Below are 15,432 nucleotides of genomic sequence, written 5' to 3' on the forward strand. Positions count from 1 at the left end.
TGCCATGTCTCAAGTAAAACTCGGCGTTCATTCCGAAGCCGGCAAATTGCACAAAGTGATGGTTTGCTCTCCCGGCCTGGCGCATCAACGCCTGACACCTACCAATTGCGATGAGCTGCTGTTCGATGACGTGCTCTGGGTAAGCCAGGCCAAGCGCGACCATTTCGACTTCGTCACCAAGATGCGCGAGCGCGGCGTCGAAGTGGTGGAGATGCACAATTTGCTCACCGAAACCGTCTCGATCCCCGAGGCTCGCAACTGGATCCTGGACCGCAAGGTCACCGCCAATCACGTCGGTTTAGGCCTGGTCAACGAGCTACGCTCGTGGTTAGAAAGCCTCGAGCCCCGCGCCCTGGCCCAATACCTCATCGGCGGCGTCGCCGGCAGTGATCTTCCCGGTAGCTTCGGTGGTAAAGCCATCGAGATGTTCCGCGATTACCTCGGCAGCTCGAGCTTCATTCTGCCGCCGCTGCCCAATACTCAGTTCACCCGCGACAACAGCTGCTGGATCTACGGCGGCGTCAGCCTGAACCCTATGTATTGGCCAGCTCGCCGCCAGGAAACACTGCTGGTCACAGCGATCTACAAATTCCATCCAGACTTTGCCAACGCAGACTTCAAGGTCTGGTACGGCGACCCTGATAAAGACCACGGCGCAGCCTCGCTGGAAGGCGGCGACGTAATGCCAATTGGTAATGGCGTTGTGTTGGTTGGCATGGGCGAACGCACCACTCACCAAGCCGTAGCGCAACTCGCGCAATCGCTGTTTGCAAACAAAGCGGCTGAGCGCGTGATCGTGGCTGGCCTGCCGAAGTCTCGTGCAGCCATGCACCTGGACACTGTGTTCAGCTTCTGCGACCGCGACCTGGTCACCGTATTCGCCGAGGCGGTAGACGCCATCGTTCCATTCAGCATTCGCCCTGACGAAAGCCGCTCCGACGGCCTGGATGCGCGACGAGAAGACAAACATTTCATTGAAGTTGTAGGCGAAGCGCTGAATCTGAAAAAACTGCGTGTGGTGCCTACTGGCGGCAACTCGTTCGAAGCCGAACGCGAGCAGTGGGATGACGGCAACAACGTCGTCGCGCTCGAACCGGGTGTGGTGGTCGGCTATGACCGCAATACCTACACCAATACGTTGCTGCGCAAAGCAGGCGTTGAAGTCATCACCATCAGTGCCGGTGAACTTGGCCGCGGCCGCGGCGGTGGTCACTGCATGACCTGCCCAATCATTCGCGACCCTATCGATTACTAAGTGCCCTGATTGAAAAGGTGCTGCCAGCCAGGCAGCACCGATACCGAATCCAATTTAGTAGGAGTATGAAAAATGGCGTTTAACATGCACAACCGCAGCCTGCTCAGCTTGATGCACCACACTCAACGCGAGCTGCGCTTCCTGCTGGACTTGTCCCGCGACCTTAAACGAGCCAAGTACACCGGCACCGAGCAGCAACACCTGAAGCGCAAAAATATCGCGCTGATCTTCGAAAAAACCTCTACCCGCACCCGTTGCGCATTCGAAGTGGCCGCCTACGACCAAGGCGCCAACGTTACTTACATTGATCCGCAGTCTTCGCAAATCGGCCACAAAGAAAGCATGAAGGACACTGCCCGCGTTTTGGGCCGTATGTTCGATGCGATCGAATACCGTGGCTATGGTCAGGAAATCGTCGAAGAACTGGCTGAATACGCCGGGGTTCCAGTGTTCAACGGCTTGACCGCCGAGTTCCACCCGACCCAAATGATCGCCGACGTGCTCACCATGCGCGAAAACAGCGATAAGCCGCTGCATGACATCAGCTACGCGTACTTGGGCGATGCCCGCAACAACATGGGTAACTCGTTGCTGCTGATCGGCGCCAAGCTGGGCATGGATGTACGCATCGGCGCGCCAAAAGCCCTGTGGCCAACCGATGAGCTGGTTGCAGAATGCCAAGGTTTCGCCAAAGAAAGCGGCGCCCGCATTACCCTCACTGAAGACCCACAGGAAGCGGTTAAAGGCGTGGATTTCATTCACACCGACGTGTGGGTATCCATGGGTGAACCGCTGGAAGCTTGGGACGAACGCATCAAGCAATTGCTGCCTTACCAGGTAAACGCCGAACTGATGAAGGCCGCTGGCAATCCCCGCGTGAAGTTCATGCACTGCCTGCCTGCTTTCCACAACAGCGAAACCAAAGTGGGCAAGGACATCGCCAGCCGTTATCCGCATTTGGCCAATGGCGTTGAGGTAACCGAAGACGTCTTCGAGTCGCCGTACAACATTGCCTTCGAGCAAGCCGAAAACCGCATGCACACCATCAAAGCAATTCTCGTCGCGGCTATGGCCGACATCTGACCCTCAGCGGCGTGGCATCCGTTGCCACGCTGCCCCCTTTTTTATTTTTCAGGAGAACGCTCATGCGCATTGTCGTCGCTTTGGGTGGGAACGCCCTATTGCGTCGTGGTGAACCCATGACCGCTGATAATCAACGTGAAAACGTCCGTATTGCTGTTGAGCAAATTGCCAAAATTGCTCCCGGCAACCAACTCGTGATCGCCCACGGCAATGGCCCGCAAGTAGGTTTGCTGGCGCTGCAGGCCGCGGCGTACACCTCGGTGAATCCTTACCCGCTGGACGTGCTCGGCGCAGAAACCGAGGGCATGATCGGCTACATGATTGAACAGGAGCTGGGCAACCTGCTGCCGTTTGAAGTGCCGTTTGCCACGCTGCTTACCCAAGTGGAAGTCGATTCCAACGATCCCGCTTTCAGCAACCCGACCAAGCCAATCGGCCCGGTTTATTCGAAAGAAGATGCCGAACGCCTTGCCGCCGAAAAAGGCTGGAACATCGCGCCAGACGGCGATAAGTTCCGTCGCGTAGTGGCCAGCCCTCGCCCCAAGCAAATTTTTGAAATCCGCCCCGTTAAGTGGCTGCTGGACCACGGCACCATCGTTATCTGCGCTGGCGGCGGCGGTATTCCCACTCGTTACAACGCCGAAGGCAAACTTGAAGGCGTGGAAGCGGTAATCGACAAAGATTTGTGCTCGGCATTGCTGGCTGAGCAACTGACTTCCGACCTGCTGGTAATTGCCACCGACGTCGATGCCACTTACATCGACTGGGGCAAACCCACCCAAAAAGCCATTGCTGAGGCGCATCCCGATGAGCTTGAGCGCTTGGGTTTTGCCGCTGGTTCGATGGGGCCGAAAGTGCAGGCCGCTTGCGAGTTCGCGCGCAACACCGGCAAGGTCGCGGTGATCGGTTCGCTCGCCGACATCGAAGCCATCGTTCAAGGCAAAGCAGGTACGCGCGTTTCCACTGCCAGTACCGAAGTGACTTACCGCTAACAACGTGCTGGATGGGCCGCGCCTCAGGCAAGGCCCATCCCACCGTCACGAGCTTTACAACGACCGCTCGTAACAAGCTCCGCAACACGCCCCTCCTACGCCCGATGCTTCAAACCCAGCAAACGCCCCCGCACCTATTAGCGCTTCCAGCTGTTTCCCCGCAACTAATCAGCCCTTCCTTACAGCCAGACGAGCAGCCTTGACGGCCAACAACCTTGCCGTTGACAGTGACTCATTAGTCACAGCTCGCGTCAGCATAGTCTCTCGATCAAGCGTGCCCACTTAACGGGGCCGTCATCATCATTTCAATTGATCGACTATCGGCAAGCCTTTTTCAGCCTAGCCGGCTTGCCCTGGTACTTTTTAAGGAGTTTGCGCTAGATGTCTCGACTTCCAGTCATCGTAGGGTTTGGTGGGTATAACGCCGCAGGCCGTAGCTCCTTCCACCACGGTTTTCGTCGCACCGTGCTGGAGTCGATGGACGCCGCCGCACGCCTCGAAACCCTGGTCGGCCTGGCGGTGATGATGAAGTTGGTCGGCTATGTAGACGGCGCGTATCAGGACGCTGCTGGCAACAGCTTGGCTGCAGCTGATATCGAAGCACGTTTCGGCCCGCAGATTTTGCAATCCACGTTGGTTCGCCGGATCGAAAAGCAGCACCTGAACCCCGACGCCGTGCACTGGCAAAAAAACCTTGAGGTCGACACCAGCCCCACTCAGCCGCTGACCTTTATTGCCCAACGCAAACAATTGCCCGAACCGCTGCCCGCCAACTGGGCGGTGGAAACTCTCGAAGGCAATCAGGTGCAAGTCACCCTGCACGGCAGCTGCGAATTCAAAGTCGACAGCTATCGGGCGCTGAGCGTGAAGTCCGCCGGGCAGTTGCCGACCGGCTTCGAGCCGAGCGAGTTGTATAACTCCCGCTTCCACCCGCGCGGTCTGCAAATGTCGGTTGTCGCCGCTACGGATGCCCTGCGTTCTACCGGCTTGGACTGGCAAACCATTGTCAGCCACGTTCAGCCCGATGAAGTCGCGGTGTTCTCAGGCAGCATCATGAGCCAGCTCGACGAAAACGGCTTTGGCGGCCTGATGCAGTCGCGCCTCAAGGGCCAACGCGTGTCGGCTAAGCAGTTGCCGCTGGGCTTCAACAGCATGCCGACTGACTTTATCAACGCGTACGTACTCGGCAGCGTAGGCACGACGGGCAGCGTGACCGGCGCCTGCGCCACCTTCCTCTACAACCTGCAAAAAGCCATTGATGTGATTGCCGCCGGCCAGGTTCGCGTGGCCATCGTTGGCAACAGCGAAGCGCCGATTTTGTCGGAGTGCATCGAGGGTTATAGCGCCATGGGCGCCCTGGCTACCGAAGAAGGGTTGCGCCTGATTGAAGGCCGTGACGACGTCAACTTCCGCCGCGCCAGCCGTCCGTTCGGCGAAAACTGCGGCTTTACCTTGGCCGAATCCGCGCAATACGTGGTGCTGATGGACGACGCTCTGGCGCTGGAGTTGGGCGCCGATATTCACGGTGCGGTTGCCGATGTGTTCATCAACGCCGACGGCTTCAAGAAATCCATTTCTGCACCCGGCCCGGGCAACTACCTCACCGTCGCCAAGGCTGTCGCCAGCGCCGTACAGATTGTCGGTTTGGAAAGCGTACAAAAACGCAGCTTTATTCACGCCCACGGCTCCAGCACACCGGCCAACCGCGTGACTGAATCCGAGTTGCTGGACCGCGTAGCCGCCGCCTTCGATATCAAGAGCTGGCCGGTCACGGCGGTGAAAGCGTTTGTCGGTCACTCGCTCGCAACGGCCAGCGGCGACCAACTGATCTCGGCATTGGGCTCGTTCAAATACGGCATCATCCCCGGCATCAAAACCATCGACGCCGTTGCCCCGGACGTACACCAGCAGCACCTGGCGATAGCCACGCAGGACCGCGCCGTGGGCGCCGAGCAGTTGGAGGTGTGCTTTATCAATTCCAAGGGCTTTGGCGGCAACAACGCCAGCGGCGTGATCCTCGCGCCCCATGTCGCGGAGCGCATGCTGAAAAAGCGCCATGGCGAAACGGCTTTTGCCGATTATGTGGCCCGTCGCGAGCAAACCCGCGCCAACGCCAAAGCCTACGACCAGCGTGCGCTGCATGGCCAACTCGACATCATCTACAACTTTGGCCAGGACATGATCGAAGACCAGGCCATCGAGATTACCGCCGAGCAGATGCGCATTCCGGGCTTCAGCCAGCCGTTGGTATTCAAGAAAGATGAGCGTTTCAAGGACATGCTTTAACGGCAATCGAGGCTAAAGCCTCTCCTACATTGACTGCGTGTTGATGGAAGAGGCTTTCACTTCAAAGGGTTCAAGCGCTCAAGCCCTTCGCCAAGCGCAACAAATCCCCGCGCCACGCCGCACCCGCCGGCAAGGCCAAAAAGAACGGATTGAGGAACGATTCACGGGCTTCGTACGTGAGCACCTCGCCGTGAATATCCAGCACCTCGCCGCCAGCACCTTCCAGCACGCCTTGCGCGGCGGCGGTGTCCCATTGCGAAGTTGGCGCCAGCCGTGGATAGCAATCCGCCGCGCCCTCGGCGAGCAAGCAGAACTTCAGCGAGCTGCCCACATTGGCCAGCTGCAAGTCGCCGAACAGCAGGCTCAACCCGGCCAGCAACTGCTCTTGCTCAGGGCTGGAATGGCGCCGGCTGGCCACAACGGTAAACCCCTGTTCCGGCGCGTTACGCACATGCACCGCTTGCGGCTGACCATGGGCATCGCACCGCCAGGCACCCAACCCGGCGCCGCCGTAGAAGTAACGGCCGGTGGTGGGCATGCCGACTACGCCGAATAGCACCTTGCCGTTTTCCACCAGCGCGACGTTGACGGTGAACTCGTCGCTGCCGCTGATAAATTCTTTGGTGCCGTCCAGCGGATCGACCACCCACCAGCGCGTCCAGCCGGCGCGTTCGCTAAGGGGAATGTCAGCGGCTTCTTCAGATAACACCGGAATGCTCGCATCCAGCGCCGTGAGGCCGGCCGCCAGAATGTGGTGCGCGGCCAGGTCGGCGGCAGTCACGGGCGAGTCATCGGCCTTGGCGGTTACCGCCACGCCACTGCGCCAATACGGAAGAATCGCCGCGCCCGCTTCACGGGCCAGGGCCACCACTTGTTCCATCAGTGGCAGAAGACTCACGAGCGCGCCGCCGGGGTGAATTCGCCGCGCTGGGTCAGCACGTCACGCGCCAAGTACAGCGCAGCCAGCGCGCGGCCTTCACTGAATTGTGGATGCTGCGCCAGGCTCGACAATTCGTGCAGGCTGAAGCGCTCAACCCCCATCGGCTCTGGCTCATCGCCGGGCAGCGTTTCGGGGTAAAGATCACGCGCCAGCACCACCTGAATCACCTGGCTCATATAACCGGGCGACAGCGACAGCTCAGTCAGCCGCTCCAATTTATGGGCGCCAAAACCGGCCTCCTCCTTGAGCTCACGGTTGGCAGCGTCCAGCACGTCCTCACCCGGCTCGATCAGCCCTTTAGGGCATGAGAGCTGGTAATCGTCCGTACCGGCGCAGAACTCTTCCACCAGCAGTACGTGCTCGGCGTCAGCCATTGCCACGATCATTACCGCACCGTAGCCAACGCCTTTGCCCACCAGCCGTTCATAGGTGCGCTCCACGCCGTTGCTGAAACGCAGCTGCAGTTCCTCGACGCGAAACAGGCGGCTACTGGCCACTATTTCGCGGTTGAGGACGGTGGGTTTCTGACGCATGGGACGGCTCCTTGGCGTGACCTGGCGGGTTATCATAACGCGGCTTTTCGGATTGTCGCCGCGCCGGATTGCGCTTGCTGACTCAATCACGCCTCTTTTCCTTACAGCGTGTGTGAAAAACGCCACTTCCTCTGCAGAGCTCTCTCCATGCCTCAGTTGCCCTGGTCTTCCATCGATACCGTTCTGCTCGACATGGACGGCACCCTGCTGGATCTGCACTTCGACAACCACTTCTGGCTTGAGCACTTGCCGCAGCGCTACGCCGACGTGCACGGCCTCAGCCGCGAGCAGGCGAATGCCCATATGCTGCCGCTTTTTCGCGATCACGCCGGCCAGCTCAACTGGTACTGCACCGACTTCTGGACCGCTCAGCTCAACCTGCCGATTCGCGAGTTGAAGCGCGAAGTGGCGCACCTGATTTCCCTGCGCCCCGATGCCGACACCTTTCTCGTCGCCCTGCGCCAGGCCGGCAAGCGTGTGGTGCTAATTACCAATGCGCACCGCGACTCGCTGTCGCTGAAAATGGAGCGCATCGAATTAGCGCCCTATTTCGACCGGCTGATCAGCTCCCACGACTACGGTTTTCCGAAAGAAGACCAACGCTTTTGGGCCGCCCTGCAAAACGACTATGCCTTCGAGCCCGAGCGCAGCCTGTTTATCGACGACAGCCTGCCGATTTTGCGCAGCGCCGGGCACTACGGCGTGGCGCACCTGCTGGCCGTACGCGAACCGGATAGCCGCAAAGGTCCGAAAGACACCGAAGAGTTCAGCGCCGTGGAAGACTACCGCCTGCTGATCGACGGCCTGCTTTAAGCCATACGCCCGCCAGTAGAGGTACCGATGGACATCAAGCAGCTGAAATTCCTCATCGCCCTCGATGAAACCCGGCACTTCGGCCAGGCGGCGGCGCGCTGTCACGTCACTCAACCGACCCTGTCGATGCGTTTGCGCAGCCTCGAAGAAGAACTGCAGCTGCCACTGGTGATTCGCGGTCAGCGCTTCGAAGGGTTCACCGAATCGGGCGAGCGCGTGCTGGCCTGGGCGCGAACCGTGCTGGCGGCGTTTGACGGGCTGAATGCCGAGGCGGCGGCCTGTCGCGGCAGCTTGATCGGCACCTTGCGCCTGGGCGTGGTGCCGCTGTCCAGCTACGACCCCGTGCCGCTGTTGCAGCGCCTGCACACGCAGCACCCCAGCTTGCGCTTCGAACTCTCGGCGCTCAGCTCCGAGCAGATTCTCGAGCACTTGGCGAGCAACCGGCTCGACCTCGGCGTGTCGTACCTCGACCGCCTGAACGCCGAACATTTCGACAGCCTCAACTTGATGCAAACGCGCATGGGCCTGCTGTATGACCAGCGTTTCTTCCGTTTCGACGCGGCTGAACTGACCTGGGAAGCGCTGATCAATCTGCCACTGGGGCTGCTATCCAGCGGCATGCACTTTCGCCAATCGATCAACCACAACTTCCGCAGCCGCGGCCTGACGCCCACGCCGTTGCTGGAAACCGACGTGGTGCATCAACTGGTGCAAGCCGTACATGGCGGCCTGTGCTGCGCGATCATGCCGCTCTATGGCGGCGTCGACATGCTCACGAAACACCTGCGCATTCAGCCCATCGAAAACGCGCAAACCCTGGCGCCGCTAGGCCTGATCATGCGCAAAAGCGCCCCCCGCTCCGCACTCGCCGAAGCCTGCTTCCAAGAAGCCGGAGCCATGCTGCTGGAATCGTAGCCACCACGCCTCGACCTGTAGGAGCGGCTTTAGCCGCGATTCCTGAAAACCTCGGCGCTTAAAAATCGCGGCTAATCGGAATGCCGCCCCAGCCGCTCCTACAAAAGCTCCTACGAAAGTGCCGACTCCAGCGCCCATCGACGCCGTCTATCACCGCATCAGAACTAGCGATTAGACGCCGACCGACGGGCGGCCTAGGCTGTTCAAATAACGATCAACCGAACCTCGTGCAACTCGGTGACGACAATGAACAGCAAACGCCAGCCTCTAGCGTCGGCCTCCGCCTGCGTTCCCCCATCCCCTTCAGAACAAGCCAGTCATGGCTACCGCTTTTCCGAGCTGGAGCACGGCGCTGCTGCGTCTGTGGAATTGGCGGAGGAAGTGGCGCTGGCCATTTCGTTCAATGGCATCAACCAGGCGGTGATGCTGGTCTCGCCCACCGACCTGGAAGACTTCGTTGTAGGGTTTAGCCTAGCGAACGGTATCGTTGCGTCGATTGACGAGATTTATGACGTGGCCCTCAGCGGCACCGGTTCAGCCCGCCAGGCCGATGTGCAAATCAGCAGCCGCGCCTTTTGGGAACTCAAGCAGCAACGCCGGCAGCTCACCGGCACCAGCGGCTGCGGCCTGTGTGGCGTCGAAGCGGTTGAACAAGCGCTGCCATCGCTCACTCCTTTAAAGCCTGCCCCCTTGCCGCCCGCTGCCTGGCTGGTCGACTTACGCCAGCGCATCACTGTTTTCCAACCGCTGGGCCAGCACTGCGGCGCGGTCCACGCGGCGGTGTTTATGAACGGTCAGGGCGAGCTGCTGTTGGGCCGCGAAGATATCGGCCGGCATAACGCGTTGGACAAACTGATCGGCGCACTCGTCCGCCAGCAAATTTCCACCACCGGCGGCCTGGCCCTGGTGACCAGCCGTTGCAGCCTGGAGCTCATCCAGAAAGTGCTGCGCGCCGGCATTACCACCCTCGTCAGCCTTTCGGCGCCCACCGGCCTGGCCGTGCAATGGGCGCGTCGGCATCACCTCAATTTGATCCACCTGCCGCACAAGAATGCGCCGCGGGTGTACAGCCCGGAGTTCGCGCAATGACCCATCAAGTCGACACCCACCCCACCCAGCGCTACAAGCCCTACAAAGGCGCCGCCGGCGGTTGGGGCGCGCTGAAAAGCGTGGCGCACTTCTGGCTGGACAGTGACAACGCGCTAAAAAACATCCGCACTCTGCTAAAAACCAACCAGCACGGCGGCTTCGACTGCCCCGGCTGCGCCTGGGGCGAGTCGGCGGAAAGCGGCATGGTCAAGTTCTGCGAGAACGGCGCCAAGGCGGTGAACTGGGAAGCCACCAAGCGCCGGGTTGATGCCGCGTTTTTCGCCAAACACAGCGTCACTACGCTGCGTGAGCAAAGCGATTACTGGCTCGAATACCAAGGCCGCCTGACCGAGCCGATGATCTACGACCCGGCCAGCGATCACTACAAGCCGATTGCCTGGGACGCCGCGTTCGAGCTAATCGCGCAGCACCTCAACAAGCTGGCCAGCCCCAATCAGGCCGAGTTTTACACCTCGGGCCGCGCCAGCAACGAGGCGGCGTTTCTCTATCAATTGTTCGTGCGCGCCTACGGCACCAACAACTTCCCCGACTGCTCGAACATGTGCCACGAAGCCAGTGGCGTAGCGCTGGGACAAAGCGTCGGCGTGGGCAAAGGCACCGTGACCTTCGACGACTTCGAACATGCCGACGCCATTTTCGTCATCGGGCAAAACCCCGGCACCAACCACCCGCGCATGCTTGAACCGCTGCGCGAAGCGGTAAAGCGCGGCGCCCAGGTGGTGTGTTTGAATCCACTGAAAGAGCGTGGCCTGGAGCGTTTCCAGAACCCGCAGCACGCTCTGGAAATGCTCAGCAACGGCGATCGTCCGACCAACACGGCGTTCTATCGCCCCGCATTGGGCGGCGATATGGCGGCGCTTCGCGGCATGGCGAAATTTCTGCTCAAGTGGGAGCGCGAGGCGCAAGCCAAGGGCACTTCTACGGTGTTCGATCAGGCGTTTATTGCCCAGCACACCACACAGGTTGAAGCGTATTTAGAGGTGGTCGAAGCCACTAGCTGGGAGCACATCATTGCCCAGTCCGGCTTGAGCAAAGCCGACATCGAGGCCATGGCGCACACCTATCGCCAGGCCGACCGCGTGATCATGTGCTGGGCCATGGGCATTACCCAGCATCGCCATTCGGTGCCGACCATTCAGGAAATCGCCAACCTGATGCTGCTGCGCGGCAACGTCGGCAAACCAGGCGCCGGCCTGTGTCCGGTGCGCGGCCACAGCAACGTGCAGGGCGACCGCACCATGGGCATCAATGATCGCCCGCCGGCGTTTTTCCTCGACGCCCTGGAGCGGCGCTTCGACTTCAAAGTGCCGCGTGAATTCGGCCACAACACCGTGGAAGCCATTCACGCCATGCTCGACGGCGACGCCAAGGTGTTTATCGGCCTGGGCGGCAACTTCGCTCAAGCCACGCCCGACACGCCGCGCGCTCACCAGGCGCTGCAGAACTGCGACCTCACCGTGCAGATCAGCACCAAGCTCAACCGCAGCCACCTGACCATCGGCAAGCAGGCGCTAATCCTGCCGTGCCTGGGCCGTACCGATATCGACCAGCAAGCCGGAGGCCCACAAGCCGTTACCGTGGAAGACTCGTTCAGCATGGTGCACGCCTCCAACGGCCAGTTGCAGCCGCTGAGCAAGCAGATGCGCTCCGAACCGGCGATCGTCGCCGGCATTGCTGCCGCCACGCTGGGCAACAAGCCAGTGAATTGGAACTGGCTTATCGAAGACTACGACCGCATCCGCGAGCTGATCGCCGACGTGGTGCCGGGCTTCCAGGGCTTCAACCAACGCGCCCGCGACCCAGGCGGTTTCTACTTGGGCAACGCCGCCGGTCAGCGGCGCTGGAACACGGCGTCTGGCCTGGCCGTGTTCAAGGCCAACCTGCTGCCGGAAGACCTGATTCACGAAGGCATTCGCGCCCGCGGCGAAGTGCCGGACCTGATCCTGCAAACCCTGCGCTCGCACGACCAGTACAACACCACTATTTACGGCCTCGACGACCGCTATCGTGGCGTCAAAGGTCAGCGCGACGTGGTGTTTGCCAACGAGGCGGACATCATTCGGCTGGGCTACAAACCGGGGCAGAAAGTCGACGTGCTCTCGCTGTGGGGCGACGGCCGCGAGCGGCGTATCAGCGGCTTTACCTTGCTGGCATTCGATATTCCGGCCGGCCAGGCGGCCGCTTATTACCCCGAGACCAATCCGCTGGTGCCGCTGGAAAGCGTCGGCGAGGGCAGCTTTACGCCGACCTCGAAATTCGTCGCCATCCGCCTGGAGCCGGCGCGCGATAACGGGCGGATTGTCTGACCGCTGCTATTGCGCTTTGGCGCTGGTAATCCACGGCTCGAAGCGCTTGCCGAAGGTCACGTCCACGCTGACCTTGTTGCGCTCTTCAGCCGTCCGGTCGTACGGATTCCAGGCACTGAACACCGTGCGCCAGCGACTCGGTACGCTGACTTCAGCCAGCTCGAAATACAGTGTGTAGTCGTCTGGCGTCGGCACACCGGCACTCCATTTGAAGCCTGCGCGCACGCTGGCGCGGGCCAGGCTGTAGCGACTGCGGTCCGGATAACGCTGGCGCAAGCTGTCGGCGTCCAGGCCGGCGTCGACTACATACAGCCGCGTGTTATTGGCCTTGAAGCGACTCAATTGGTAGTCGGCGTTGTCCAGCGCCTGTTTTGCCTCCGGGCTGTCTGGCGCAGCGGCAAACTGGATCTGCGCCTGTTTCAGCTCGGCTTCGGCGGCTGTCAGTTCGGTCTGGTATTGCTCGCCGTTCAGCTCCAGCACCACCAGCGCCTCGCGCTCCCAACGGTCGCGCCTGTACGTTTCGCCGTGCTCGCCGATCTCAAAACCCAGCTCGCGCAGTTTGTCGCGGTTTACCCAGCCGTCCGCCAGGCGTGCATCCAGCTGCAGCATCTGGCCAGCGGCGTCGTTGTTGTTCATCACGCTGTTGTAGGCCACCGACAACTCACGCTCCGACAAGCGCAACATGCTGTCTGGCTCGCCACTGCGGTTGTAATACACGCCGCCAAGCGCCACGGCGTTGCTCAGCAGAATCAGCCCGGCGCCGAGCCAGAAGGTTCGTTTCAACGGGCTCATAGCGCACCTCCGCGCGTTTTCACGCCGTAAAGTCGCAGCCGCTGCAACAGCACCAGCAGCAACACCGCAATCACGCCGATGGCGAGGAAGAACAGGTATTTGGGCAGCGTTTCCCACCACCAGTCGAACAGCTTGGTGTACAGAAACAGCACGCCAAACACCACGCTGGTGGTGCTCACCTCGCGCCAACCGGCGCGAATACCCAGCCATACGCCGAGGCCTGCGAGAACAAAGCCCAGGTATTGATACAGCGACTCCACCGCGCTGGCTTCCCACGGCAGGTAACTGCCCTCGCCCCAGAACGACAGCACCAGCACCGGCAGAAACACGAACAGCAGCGCAAACACGCGGTACAACGCGGCAAAGCCATGGAAGCGCGCGTGATTGATCGCCAGCGGCAAGCAGAACAGCACCAGCGCCGAGGGGAAGAAATTCTCCGGACGCCGCCCCACCGACAACCAATAGCCGCCGCCAAACGCGCCGACCCGCGCAGCGATATAACCGCCCACGCAGATCAGTCCCGCCGCCAGCAACAAGCGCAGGTTGAATTGATAGGCCAACAGAAACGCGAGCGCGGCCCAGGGGATCAGGGCTTTGTCTGAGGGTGTGATATTGAAAATCTGCCCGGCCAGGGACAGGTTCAGCACAAACGCCACGAAGCAGATCAGCGCCGCCAACTTGGTGTAATAGCCGCTACGGTCGTGGCCGTGCAGCCATACCGTGAGGGCAAAGGTGCCGAGCGTGGTGCCCAGCAACATGGCCACCTGTTGGCCTTCGCTGAACACGCCCCAGAACTGGTGGAAGAGGAAAAACAAACTGGCCGCCAGCGCCAACGCCCCGAACAGCGAGGCGACGCGCATGCCAAGCGACAGCTGACGCGAACGCTCGTCGGCATCGATATTCAGCGTGGCGGAGAAGTGGTTCAGCAACTGCCGATGGTGGTCATCGACTCGCTGGCGCTGTTCGGCGTCGAGGGTTAACACCTGCTCGGCGTGCAGCTGCTTGAGTTCCTGGCGAAACGCCTCGATCTGACCGAGCCGTTGCTGTGCCTGTTCGGCGTTCATGCCTGCTCCTTGGCGAGGGAAAGTGCAGGCGATTCTGGCAGAAAGGCGGGAAACGTAATACAGCCCCGGCCGTGAAGGCGTTGGCAGAAACTGTGGCGAAAGCCTTGGCTACAAGAGCACTCAGACTCAGCTGAAAATACAAAAGTTTCCGAGGGAAAACATATATTTATGAAACGTGACAAACCCCCTACCGCACGTCGTTTGCCGCTTGTTTGTGTACCCAAGCGCATACACGATCGGCGCGTCTTTCCTACATAGGCTCGTTCCTGCATGAAGTACTCGCGCATGTTCCTGTTGTCCCTTGGCTTGCTTGGCAGCCAGGCGTTTGCAGCCGAAGGCAATACCGAAGCCGGTATTGGCGGCGCATTGGGCGGTGTGTTGGGGTCGGTGGTGGGCGAACAGGTGGGCGGTTCCACCGGTGCCGCGATTGGTGCCGGCGTTGGCGGTGCTGCTGGCGGCGCTGTGGGCGCGCGCAAAGGCAACAAGACCGAAGCAGCCATTGGCGGCGGTTTGGGCGCTGCCGGCGGTAACGTGATCGGCAACAAGATTGGCGGCAGCACCGGCGGCATCGTCGGCGCTGGTTTGGGCGGCGCGGCAGGTGGCGCGCTGGGTAACAACTACGGCAGTGCCAGCCGGGCCGACGATGAACGTGAGAGCCACGGCAAGCGTCGTAATTATCGGCACGACAATGGCCATCACTACGGCCATAAAAAACACAAACATCGTCGCCACGACTGAACAAAAAACCGCCCGGATGGGCGGTTTTTTTTCGAGGATTGCGGGGCGGCCTATCGCGGCTAAAGCCGCTCCCACAGTAACCGCCAACCTGTAGGAGCGGCTGGGCGGCACTCCGATTAGCCGCGATTCCTGCAAACGCCGAACCCAACCCCTACAAAGCCACCACCAACTCCCCCATCGCCTTGCGCAGCCCATCCGGAATACTCACCGGCCGATTGCTTTCGCGATCGACAAACACATGCACAAAGCGCCCCGCCGCGCAGGCTTCCTGTTCGCCCGCCTTGAACACCGCCAGCTCGTATTGCACCGAACTGTTGCCCAGTTTCCCTACCCGCAAACCAATGTCGATGCGGTCGGGAAAGGCGATGGAAGCGAAGTAGTCGCACGAGGAGCTGACCACAAAGCCCACCACCGGCCCGCTGTGAATATCCAGGCCGCCGACTTCGATCAGGTAGGTATTCACCGCGCTGTCGAAGAAGCTGTAGTAGGTCACGTTGTTGACGTGACCATACACGTCGTTGTCGTGCCAGCGCGTGGTAATCGGCTGGAAATGGGCGTAGTCGCTGCGCAGGTGTTGGCGGTCGGTCATGGGCGTGCTCGCATCA

Annotated in this window: 14 protein-coding genes; 9 read left to right on the forward strand and 5 right to left on the reverse strand. The window is 60.8% G+C overall.

From position 1 onward, the window contains the following. Positions 1-4 precede the first annotated feature (4 nt). The 4 genes from arcA (at position 5) to ACZZ0Q_RS20650 (ending at position 5,616) form a co-directional block, all read left to right on the forward strand. Positions 5-1,255, forward strand: coding sequence for an arginine deiminase (arcA, locus tag ACZZ0Q_RS20635; protein ID WP_463540960.1), 1,251 nt, complete (start codon positions 5-7; stop codon positions 1,253-1,255). Positions 1,256-1,327: 72 nt separating this feature from the next. Beyond that, positions 1,328-2,338, forward strand: a complete 1,011-nt coding sequence (locus ACZZ0Q_RS20640) for an ornithine carbamoyltransferase (RefSeq protein WP_463540959.1) — start codon at positions 1,328-1,330, stop codon at positions 2,336-2,338. 62 nt (positions 2,339-2,400) lie between these two features. Beyond that, positions 2,401-3,330 (forward strand): carbamate kinase, encoded by a 930-nt coding sequence (gene arcC, locus ACZZ0Q_RS20645; RefSeq protein WP_463540958.1) that lies wholly within the window; start codon positions 2,401-2,403, stop codon positions 3,328-3,330. A gap of 381 nt (positions 3,331-3,711) precedes the next feature. After that, positions 3,712-5,616, forward strand: coding sequence for a beta-ketoacyl synthase (locus tag ACZZ0Q_RS20650; RefSeq protein ID WP_463540957.1), 1,905 nt, complete (start codon positions 3,712-3,714; stop codon positions 5,614-5,616). A gap of 70 nt (positions 5,617-5,686) precedes the next feature. On the opposite strand, the gene cysQ is transcribed toward ACZZ0Q_RS20650, so the two are convergent. Together cysQ and nudE are read right to left on the reverse strand one after the other, a co-directional pair. Further along, positions 5,687-6,496 (reverse strand): 3'(2'),5'-bisphosphate nucleotidase CysQ, encoded by an 810-nt coding sequence (gene cysQ, locus ACZZ0Q_RS20655; RefSeq protein WP_463542279.1) that lies wholly within the window; start codon positions 6,494-6,496, stop codon positions 5,687-5,689. A 14-nt stretch (positions 6,497-6,510) separates the two neighbouring features. Then, the gene (nudE, locus tag ACZZ0Q_RS20660) at positions 6,511-7,089 is read right to left on the reverse strand and encodes an ADP compounds hydrolase NudE (protein ID WP_463540956.1); all 579 of its coding nucleotides are present in this window, start codon (positions 7,087-7,089) and stop codon (positions 6,511-6,513) included. A 147-nt stretch (positions 7,090-7,236) separates the two neighbouring features. Here nudE and yrfG point away from each other — a divergent pair, with 147 nt between their 5' ends. The 4 genes from yrfG to ACZZ0Q_RS20680 all read left to right on the forward strand — a co-directional run bounded on the left by yrfG (position 7,237) and on the right by ACZZ0Q_RS20680 (position 12,233). After that, positions 7,237-7,902 carry a GMP/IMP nucleotidase gene (gene yrfG, locus ACZZ0Q_RS20665; protein WP_463540955.1) on the forward strand — a complete coding sequence of 222 codons (666 nt, stop codon included), beginning with the start codon at positions 7,237-7,239 and terminating at the stop codon, positions 7,900-7,902. Between the two features lie 27 nt (positions 7,903-7,929). Next, complete coding sequence (locus tag ACZZ0Q_RS20670; RefSeq protein WP_463560893.1) at positions 7,930-8,817, forward strand: LysR family transcriptional regulator; 888 nt, start codon at positions 7,930-7,932, stop codon at positions 8,815-8,817. 246 nt (positions 8,818-9,063) lie between these two features. Beyond that, positions 9,064-9,906 (forward strand): formate dehydrogenase accessory sulfurtransferase FdhD, encoded by an 843-nt coding sequence (gene fdhD, locus ACZZ0Q_RS20675; protein WP_463540954.1) that lies wholly within the window; start codon positions 9,064-9,066, stop codon positions 9,904-9,906. Continuing rightward, positions 9,903-12,233, forward strand: coding sequence for an FdhF/YdeP family oxidoreductase (locus tag ACZZ0Q_RS20680; RefSeq protein ID WP_463540953.1), 2,331 nt, complete (start codon positions 9,903-9,905; stop codon positions 12,231-12,233). Before fdhD ends, ACZZ0Q_RS20680 begins: the two co-directional genes overlap by 4 nt. Before the next feature lie 6 nt (positions 12,234-12,239). Here ACZZ0Q_RS20680 and ACZZ0Q_RS20685 read toward each other — a convergent pair whose 3' ends face one another. Next, positions 12,240-13,025: a DUF4824 family protein gene (locus ACZZ0Q_RS20685; protein ID WP_463540952.1), complete on the reverse strand. Its 786-nt coding sequence runs from the start codon at positions 13,023-13,025 to the stop codon at positions 12,240-12,242. After that, positions 13,022-14,089, reverse strand: coding sequence for a DUF2157 domain-containing protein (locus ACZZ0Q_RS20690; RefSeq protein ID WP_463540951.1), 1,068 nt, complete (start codon positions 14,087-14,089; stop codon positions 13,022-13,024). Before ACZZ0Q_RS20690 ends, ACZZ0Q_RS20685 begins: the two co-directional genes overlap by 4 nt. Before the next feature lie 270 nt (positions 14,090-14,359). Between ACZZ0Q_RS20690 and ACZZ0Q_RS20695 the strand changes: the two genes are divergently transcribed. Further along, entirely contained in the window at positions 14,360-14,827 is a 468-nt protein-coding gene (locus tag ACZZ0Q_RS20695; protein ID WP_122453895.1) for a glycine zipper domain-containing protein, read from the forward strand. 151 nt (positions 14,828-14,978) lie between these two features. On the opposite strand, the gene ACZZ0Q_RS20700 is transcribed toward ACZZ0Q_RS20695, so the two are convergent. After that, positions 14,979-15,416 (reverse strand): acyl-CoA thioesterase, encoded by a 438-nt coding sequence (locus tag ACZZ0Q_RS20700; RefSeq protein ID WP_463540950.1) that lies wholly within the window; start codon positions 15,414-15,416, stop codon positions 14,979-14,981. Positions 15,417-15,432: the final 16 nt, after the last annotated feature.

The organism is Pseudomonas sp. AC070 (assembly GCF_979258635.1).

What these genes read in the sequence shown, in the direction of transcription:
- ACZZ0Q_RS20680 (WP_463540953.1), top strand. Translation starts at nt 9,903, where the DNA reads ATGACCCATCAAGTCGACACCCACCCCACCCAGCGCTACAAGCCCTAC.
- arcC (WP_463540958.1), top strand. Translation starts at nt 2,401, where the DNA reads ATGCGCATTGTCGTCGCTTTGGGTGGGAACGCCCTATTGCGTCGTGGT.
- ACZZ0Q_RS20685 (WP_463540952.1), bottom strand. Translation starts at nt 13,025, where the DNA reads ATGAGCCCGTTGAAACGAACCTTCTGGCTCGGCGCCGGGCTGATTCTG.
- fdhD (WP_463540954.1), top strand. Translation starts at nt 9,064, where the DNA reads ATGAACAGCAAACGCCAGCCTCTAGCGTCGGCCTCCGCCTGCGTTCCC.
- nudE (WP_463540956.1), bottom strand. Translation starts at nt 7,089, where the DNA reads ATGCGTCAGAAACCCACCGTCCTCAACCGCGAAATAGTGGCCAGTAGC.
- cysQ (WP_463542279.1), bottom strand. Translation starts at nt 6,496, where the DNA reads ATGGAACAAGTGGTGGCCCTGGCCCGTGAAGCGGGCGCGGCGATTCTT.
- ACZZ0Q_RS20640 (WP_463540959.1), top strand. Translation starts at nt 1,328, where the DNA reads ATGGCGTTTAACATGCACAACCGCAGCCTGCTCAGCTTGATGCACCAC.
- ACZZ0Q_RS20695 (WP_122453895.1), top strand. Translation starts at nt 14,360, where the DNA reads ATGAAGTACTCGCGCATGTTCCTGTTGTCCCTTGGCTTGCTTGGCAGC.
- ACZZ0Q_RS20650 (WP_463540957.1), top strand. Translation starts at nt 3,712, where the DNA reads ATGTCTCGACTTCCAGTCATCGTAGGGTTTGGTGGGTATAACGCCGCA.
- arcA (WP_463540960.1), top strand. Translation starts at nt 5, where the DNA reads ATGTCTCAAGTAAAACTCGGCGTTCATTCCGAAGCCGGCAAATTGCAC.
- ACZZ0Q_RS20670 (WP_463560893.1), top strand. Translation starts at nt 7,930, where the DNA reads ATGGACATCAAGCAGCTGAAATTCCTCATCGCCCTCGATGAAACCCGG.
- yrfG (WP_463540955.1), top strand. Translation starts at nt 7,237, where the DNA reads ATGCCTCAGTTGCCCTGGTCTTCCATCGATACCGTTCTGCTCGACATG.
- ACZZ0Q_RS20690 (WP_463540951.1), bottom strand. Translation starts at nt 14,089, where the DNA reads ATGAACGCCGAACAGGCACAGCAACGGCTCGGTCAGATCGAGGCGTTT.
- ACZZ0Q_RS20700 (WP_463540950.1), bottom strand. Translation starts at nt 15,416, where the DNA reads ATGACCGACCGCCAACACCTGCGCAGCGACTACGCCCATTTCCAGCCG.